We start from the raw sequence: 6179 nt of genomic DNA, 5'->3' as shown, positions 1-6179 counted from the left end.
TTCTCAAAAGCGAGTGCAAAAGTACTAACATTTTGCGAAACCACCAAATTTTCGGAGAGAAAAGTTTCAAAAACCGCTATTATTTAACAGTCTTAAACACTTTTACGCCTTAAATCGCCTATTTTCGCCCCAAATCGCCGTTTTTAAGCCACCTGGGTGTGTAGGCACACATCCTACCTTACTTCACCCAGATTCGGCGGGTCAAACGAAGTTCTACCACAGGATAAACCTTAAAGCTCTTCAATAGCTTCACATAGTCGCCTACCTTACCCGGTACGTTCTTCACATCCTTTGCCAAATCCACACCAGGTTCTGTGGTAACATGCTTCACTGCCTCTGTATAATCCTCGTTAGCTGTAAAGGTAACCTTCTGGATATCGTTGGTCATGATCTTTGGAGTACCACCCCAGAACAAGACACCGGCATCGAAGGAAACATAATAATTGTCGCTATTCTTGAAGAGCTTGCCACCATAACCGAAACCTAAGTAAGGCTTGAAGTTGTTTACCTTGATAGTGGCAGATACATTATTATTAGCATCCGGCTCCAGACGGAATGGAGTACCATCCTTGCGCTCGCCTAAGGTAACACCCATTCTGCCATAACTCATAAACTTATCATAGAGCTCCTTGCTGGCTACCAACTGCTGATCACCTACCGCCATATAAGGAACAAAGTTTTCATAAGAGTTCTTCACACGTTCATAGAGGTTGTTGTACATACTTACAGCCACCAGAGAGGTTCCATCATAGACTGCATTCTCAGCCTTGGCAACCTGTGAAGGTCCCCAATAGAAACCGGTAGTAAAGTGCCAGTTCTTGTTGCGGAAAGGATGAACATCTACGAGCAACTTGAAGTTGTTCATGGTTGGAGTACCCACCATATCGATGCTATTCCCTACTCTGGTACCGGTATATTCCTCCAGCATGTCAGCGAGGCGATTGAACTTCTCTGCCTGCACCTGCTCACTCTCCTTCTCATCACCCACCTGCACCGCAAAGTTCATGGTAGCATGCACACGGGGAGTAAAGGAGAAACCCGTACGAACCTGGAAGACATCATTCAGTGGCACAGCCACATCCACACCGACACCGGTTGTACCCACCGTCACGGAAGCGTCAATACTCTTGGTGTACACCTTGCCAGGGATGCAAGGCTCACTAAATGTCTGGGCAAACATACCCATCGTTGGCAGCAGCGCTGCTGCCAATGCAATCACATATTTTCTCATAAATTTTTGATTTTCATTAAAAAACGGTGCAAAGTTACGCAAAAAGCCCCAAACTCACAAGAGTTTAGGGCTTTTTATTTATTTAATAACGACTTTCTTGCCATTTATGATGTAAATTCCCTGATGCAAGTCGCTGATAGAAGTTGCATTCTTCTTAATCTGCACACCTTCAAGAGTATATACATTATATAATGAGGCAGGCTTCACGGTGATGTCCTTGATGCCTGTAGCATACTGCTCTGCGGTAACCATCTTCATCTCTGATGGAGCAGAAGATGATACAGAGAGATACCAGCTGTTGGCAGGGATAGCCAAAACACTCAAGTTATCTCCATTACCATCCTCCTGGTCGATATTCACAGATTTGAGCGCATCCTTCGAGGTAGTCATCGCAATATAGCCATAAGAGTTGGCTGAGAATGCTCGCATACTGGAAGCATCAAATTTCACAGAGTTGAAATGACCAGACCAAGGATTACCAATACAGAAGTAAACTCCCTTCACCTGGGCAGCCAAATCAGATGGCACAGCTGCATCGCTTACAACAGGTGTTACCTGATTCTTGCTGACATCTGTAGAAGCACACTCAATCAACACTGGGGTCTTTGCAGGAATGGTACCTGTCAACTCCTTGATAATGATCACACCTTCCTTCTCAATCACCTTAGTTACATAGTATGCCTTCATACCAGCACCCAGCGTATAAGGATAACCGGCAAAGACGGCAGCATAATGCTTATCGCCAACCGTAACGGTTGGCTTTACACCAATATAATTATCGGAAGTATTAATAGGTGTAATATTCCAAGTACTATAAGTACCCGTAGTAGTTACATAGCTCACCGCCTTGCTTGATTTCTTATCGGTAAGCGTGATACGCTGACCACTATCCTGCTGCCAAGCCTTGTAGTAATTGCCAACCGGAGAGAGGTAGATGTAATACTGGATAATACCATAAAGGCTGGTTCCCTGACCTACCACATTATAGCTATTACCGCTGATATGATCCAGATAGAACACGCTTCCCGGGTCATGCGAGATGTCCTCCCAAATAGAACTGGTAGCCATAGCGCCACAATCCGCACTGGTAGAAGCGAAGTTGACTCCTCTACTATGGTTGTCGGAAAGAGACATATATCTACCGGTAGAAACATTCTTCACACGGTAGTAGCCAGCTCCATTCAACTGCGCCTGAGCACCGAGCATGGTAGCACAACCCAAGAGGAGCAGAAACAATCTTTTCTTCATTCTAATACTGTTTAGTTACAAAAAAATAACCGGTCTCCAAAGCTTACATAGTAAGAATGAAGATCGGTTATAATATTTAATGAACTATTTAATTCTATATAGAGCTAAATTACTTAGCAATACAGATTGTAACACGGTTCATATCGTTCTCCTCGAAAGGCTGAACGCGGCAACCCTTAGACTCCTTGATCATGCGGCTCTTAGCAACACCCTTAGCTGCGAGTGTGTTGTAAACAGTCTGAGCACGGCGAGCAGCAATCTTATCGTTGAATGCAGCAGAACCTGTACCCTTATCTGCATAACCAGTCAAAGTGATCTTAGCATCTGGGTTCTCCTTCATGTACTCTACGATCTCAGCGATCTTAGTAGTCTGAGACTTAGCGATGTTTGTGTTACCGATTGGGAAGAAGATATCACGACGGAAGTTCTCCTCAACTACCTTAGACTCAACCTTAGGAGCTGGAGCTGGAGCTGGCTTCTCGATGATACGCTCGATGATCTTCTCTACTGGCTTTGGAGCAGGGATTACCTTAGTGGTATGAGTCTCACCAAGAGCAACCTTTACACCTACCAATGCGTTGAAGTACCAGTCTGGGTTACCAGCCTTCTTTGAGTTGTACTTGTCGCTCAATGTGTTAGCAGAAAGCTCAACGCCCAACTTAACGCGATCACTTACGCGGAAGTCAACGTTAGCACCTACACGTGCAACAAAGCGAGTCTTTGTACCATCCCAAAGGTTCTCCAATGGAGTAGCACCATACTTCAAAGCTTCTGTAGCAGCTTCACTCTTCAAGATAGCAGCCTTAGCATCAGCAGCCTCGTCATTACCCCAAGCGATGTTAGCACCGATACCACCGAATACGCCAACCTCAACCAAACGGTCTGGGTTGTACTCGCAGAAGAGGTTTGTGAGGTTGAATGTAGCGTCAACCATAGGAGCTACATAGTTCCACTTCCACTTGTAAACGTTGCCAGCCACGTTCTGACCAGCCTTGCTCTGCCATGCATTCAAAGAGAAGCGAGCGCCTACAACCTTATTGAAGTTATAACCTACGCCTACCTGAGCATTTGGAGACAACAACTTACCGAAACCGATCTCACCCAATGTGTACTGGCCACCAATCTGAGCCTGTGCATACCAATGTGGAGTGAAGACATTTACAGTCTTATCTGCTTCCTGAGCTGACGCACTAACGCAACTCAAAGCAACAACACCTGACAGTATTACTTTATTTAATTTCATAATCTTTAATCTAATTATTTTAAAATATTGTTTTTAAGATTTGGCTAGCGGCAAGCAAGCTTGCCACCAACGATTTTTTTCTTAAATTACTCTACAACAACGTTAAATGTCTTCTCAACCTCAACACCTGAGTAGTCAATAGCCTTGTAAACGATAGTGTAAGTACCAGCCTTTTCAGCATTGAAGATCACCTTGTTAACAGAACCATCGAATGGCTCAGCAGCAGATTTACCATTTGTCAATGTTACAGTAGCACCCTTCTCCAAAACAGAGATAGACTTCTTGTAAGCAGGAGCCAAGAGCTCAGCTGTCCAAGATGTAGCATAAAGAGTAGTAGCACCTGTACCTACGAAACGAGTACCAAGACGACCACCGATTGTGCTAAGAGTGTTAGGGTTGCCATTCTGATCAACATAAAGGATTGTTGGCTGCAACAACTTATTAGCGCTACCAATCTTAGAAGCTACCTTCTTCAACAATGGGTTAACCTTAGCGATTACATTCTCCCACTTAGCATTAACATTGCTGAGAACATTCTTAATTGGCTGCAACTTACCTGCAATCTGCTTGTTTGCAGAAGCAAGGAGATCTGCAATAGTACTATCCTTTGTCTTAATAACAAAAACAAACTCAGCAGCAGAACCACCAGTAGAAACAAATTTCTTCTCAACAGTAGCATTCTTGATTCTATACAACTCGCCATCAATTAACTGACCATTATTAAGATCAGTTCCCTGACCATAGATTACAACATCATTGCCATCCTGCTGACAGAACAAACCGTTTGGTGTAATAACAGAATATGTATAGAACTCATCAGCCTTATCATAAGAAATCTCAACATTGAGAGCGTCGATAACCTTGTCCAACTTGCTTGACAAAGAAGGCAAACGGAAGTTCTCAACAGCCCAATCAGAGAGCTTATCAAGAGTAGCATTGTCCTTCAAGAAGTTGAAAGAAACTGGCTTAACAGCGAATGCAGCGATATCATAGTCGCTAACAGCATGCTTAACAGTCTTTGTAAGCTCAAGAGTCTCTGTATTTGGATTATACAAGTAATACTCAGCCTTAACACCATAAGCGGTTAATACTGGAATGTTCTTATACAAAGCAGAAGCAATCATGCTCAAATCCAAATCATTCTCCTTTGGATTTATCAACTCATTAAGAGCATTCTTTGCAGCAGCAGCCAAAGCGCCCTTATCGAATTCAACGCCATCGTTCTGAGGATCAGAAGCAATAACAGGAACCTGATAGAAACCATTAGCAGAAACAGTAGCTGCCTTTGTACCAAAAGTCAATACCTTATCAGTATTGTCGATTTCACCAAGCTCGAAGCCCTTAGCTGGCTCACCCTGGCTGTTAACCAACTCTACCTTAACCAAAGAAGGATCAATCTCTGTTGGGTTCAAAGAAACATAGAGGTAACCAGCATTACCGCCCTTACCGAGCACCTGATTAGCCTTTACATCCCAATCCTCGTTACCCTCTGCAGCAACACCATAGAAAGAAGAAGCCAACTTCAAATTCAAACCGGTGAATGAAGCATTCCAATAACCAGTTACAGGATTCTCTGTAGCATTAACGGTAATACCATCAAGCTTCTGCTCAACCAAGCTGTTGAGAGCCTTATCCAAAGAACCAGAAACAGAATCAAGACGATTATTCAAAGCGTCTGTAATCTTCTTTGCAGCGATAGAATCTGTCAAACGCAATTTCTCAATTGCTTGGAGACGACCATCAACTCCATCAACTTTTCCCTTAAGATTCTTGTAAGCCTCAGAACCCTGGATAGCTGCCTCGATGCGCTCCTTATCAGCAAAAACACCGTCCTTGATAACATTCATGTTTGCCTGAATACGAGCATCAATGGCAGATTTCAAATCAGGGTTGGTCTCCTTCAATTCGCCCAACCACTTGTTCAATTCGGTCAGTTTTGCGATCTGAGAAACGCTAGTGTCGTAAGCACTGTCGCTTTCGTGATCTGTACAAGATACGAAAGTGCTAGCTCCACCCACCAAGAGGGCAGAGAAGAGCAAAATACTAGTTAATTGTCTTTTCATTTTTTATAAAAAATTTAATTAAACTTATGTTGTCTAACTCATTATATATTTTAGAAAGGTCAAGCTCGACGAAGTAGCCAGTGTATGTTGTTGACTTAGGTCTTGCCGTCACTCTCCTACTTTAAACATTCTTAGTTTCCTATTTTATCGTTACCAATTTGTATATATACCGCTGCAAAGGTAAAGCTTTTTTTTGAATTAGAAAGTTTTCTCCCCATTATTTTTAGCAAAATGCCTTAAATTTTAAATATTTTAAGTATTCTCCCCTCTTTTCTCCCCCTTTTCTCCCCTATTTTACAGCAATGATAACGTTTTTAGAAAAATATCCTTGTCAATCAGTTTGACCTACATCAACCGCCCGAACAAGAAGACACTTCAGTTGTCTAATAAATAA

Annotated in this window: 4 protein-coding genes; all 4 read right to left on the bottom strand. The window is 42.8% G+C overall.

Annotation, left to right across the window (positions count from 1 at the left end):
- Positions 1 to 178 precede the first annotated feature (178 nt).
- Positions 179 to 1231 carry a hypothetical protein gene (locus DW657_RS14565; RefSeq protein WP_118313178.1) on the bottom strand — a complete coding sequence of 351 codons (1053 nt, stop codon included), beginning with the start codon at positions 1229 to 1231 and terminating at the stop codon, positions 179 to 181.
- A gap of 78 nt (positions 1232 to 1309) precedes the next feature.
- Positions 1310 to 2479 (bottom strand): hypothetical protein, encoded by a 1170-nt coding sequence (locus DW657_RS14560; protein WP_118313177.1) that lies wholly within the window; start codon positions 2477 to 2479, stop codon positions 1310 to 1312.
- Between the two features lie 109 nt (positions 2480 to 2588).
- Positions 2589 to 3722, bottom strand: a complete 1134-nt coding sequence (locus tag DW657_RS14555) for an OmpA family protein (protein ID WP_118313176.1) — start codon at positions 3720 to 3722, stop codon at positions 2589 to 2591.
- Between the two features lie 86 nt (positions 3723 to 3808).
- Positions 3809 to 5785, bottom strand: coding sequence for a hypothetical protein (locus DW657_RS17910; protein ID WP_158577391.1), 1977 nt, complete (start codon positions 5783 to 5785; stop codon positions 3809 to 3811).
- Positions 5786 to 6179: the final 394 nt, after the last annotated feature.

The organism is Prevotella sp. AM23-5, from assembly GCF_003473645.1.
GTDB classification, from domain to species: Bacteria; Bacteroidota; Bacteroidia; order Bacteroidales; family Bacteroidaceae; genus Prevotella; species Prevotella copri_A.
This window is presented reverse-complemented; position numbering and strand designations above follow the sequence as displayed.

What these genes read in the sequence shown, in the direction of transcription:
- DW657_RS14565 (WP_118313178.1), bottom strand. Translation starts at nt 1,231, where the DNA reads ATGAGAAAATATGTGATTGCATTGGCAGCAGCGCTGCTGCCAACGATG.
- DW657_RS14560 (WP_118313177.1), bottom strand. Translation starts at nt 2,479, where the DNA reads ATGAAGAAAAGATTGTTTCTGCTCCTCTTGGGTTGTGCTACCATGCTC.
- DW657_RS14555 (WP_118313176.1), bottom strand. Translation starts at nt 3,722, where the DNA reads ATGAAATTAAATAAAGTAATACTGTCAGGTGTTGTTGCTTTGAGTTGC.
- DW657_RS17910 (WP_158577391.1), bottom strand. Translation starts at nt 5,785, where the DNA reads ATGAAAAGACAATTAACTAGTATTTTGCTCTTCTCTGCCCTCTTGGTG.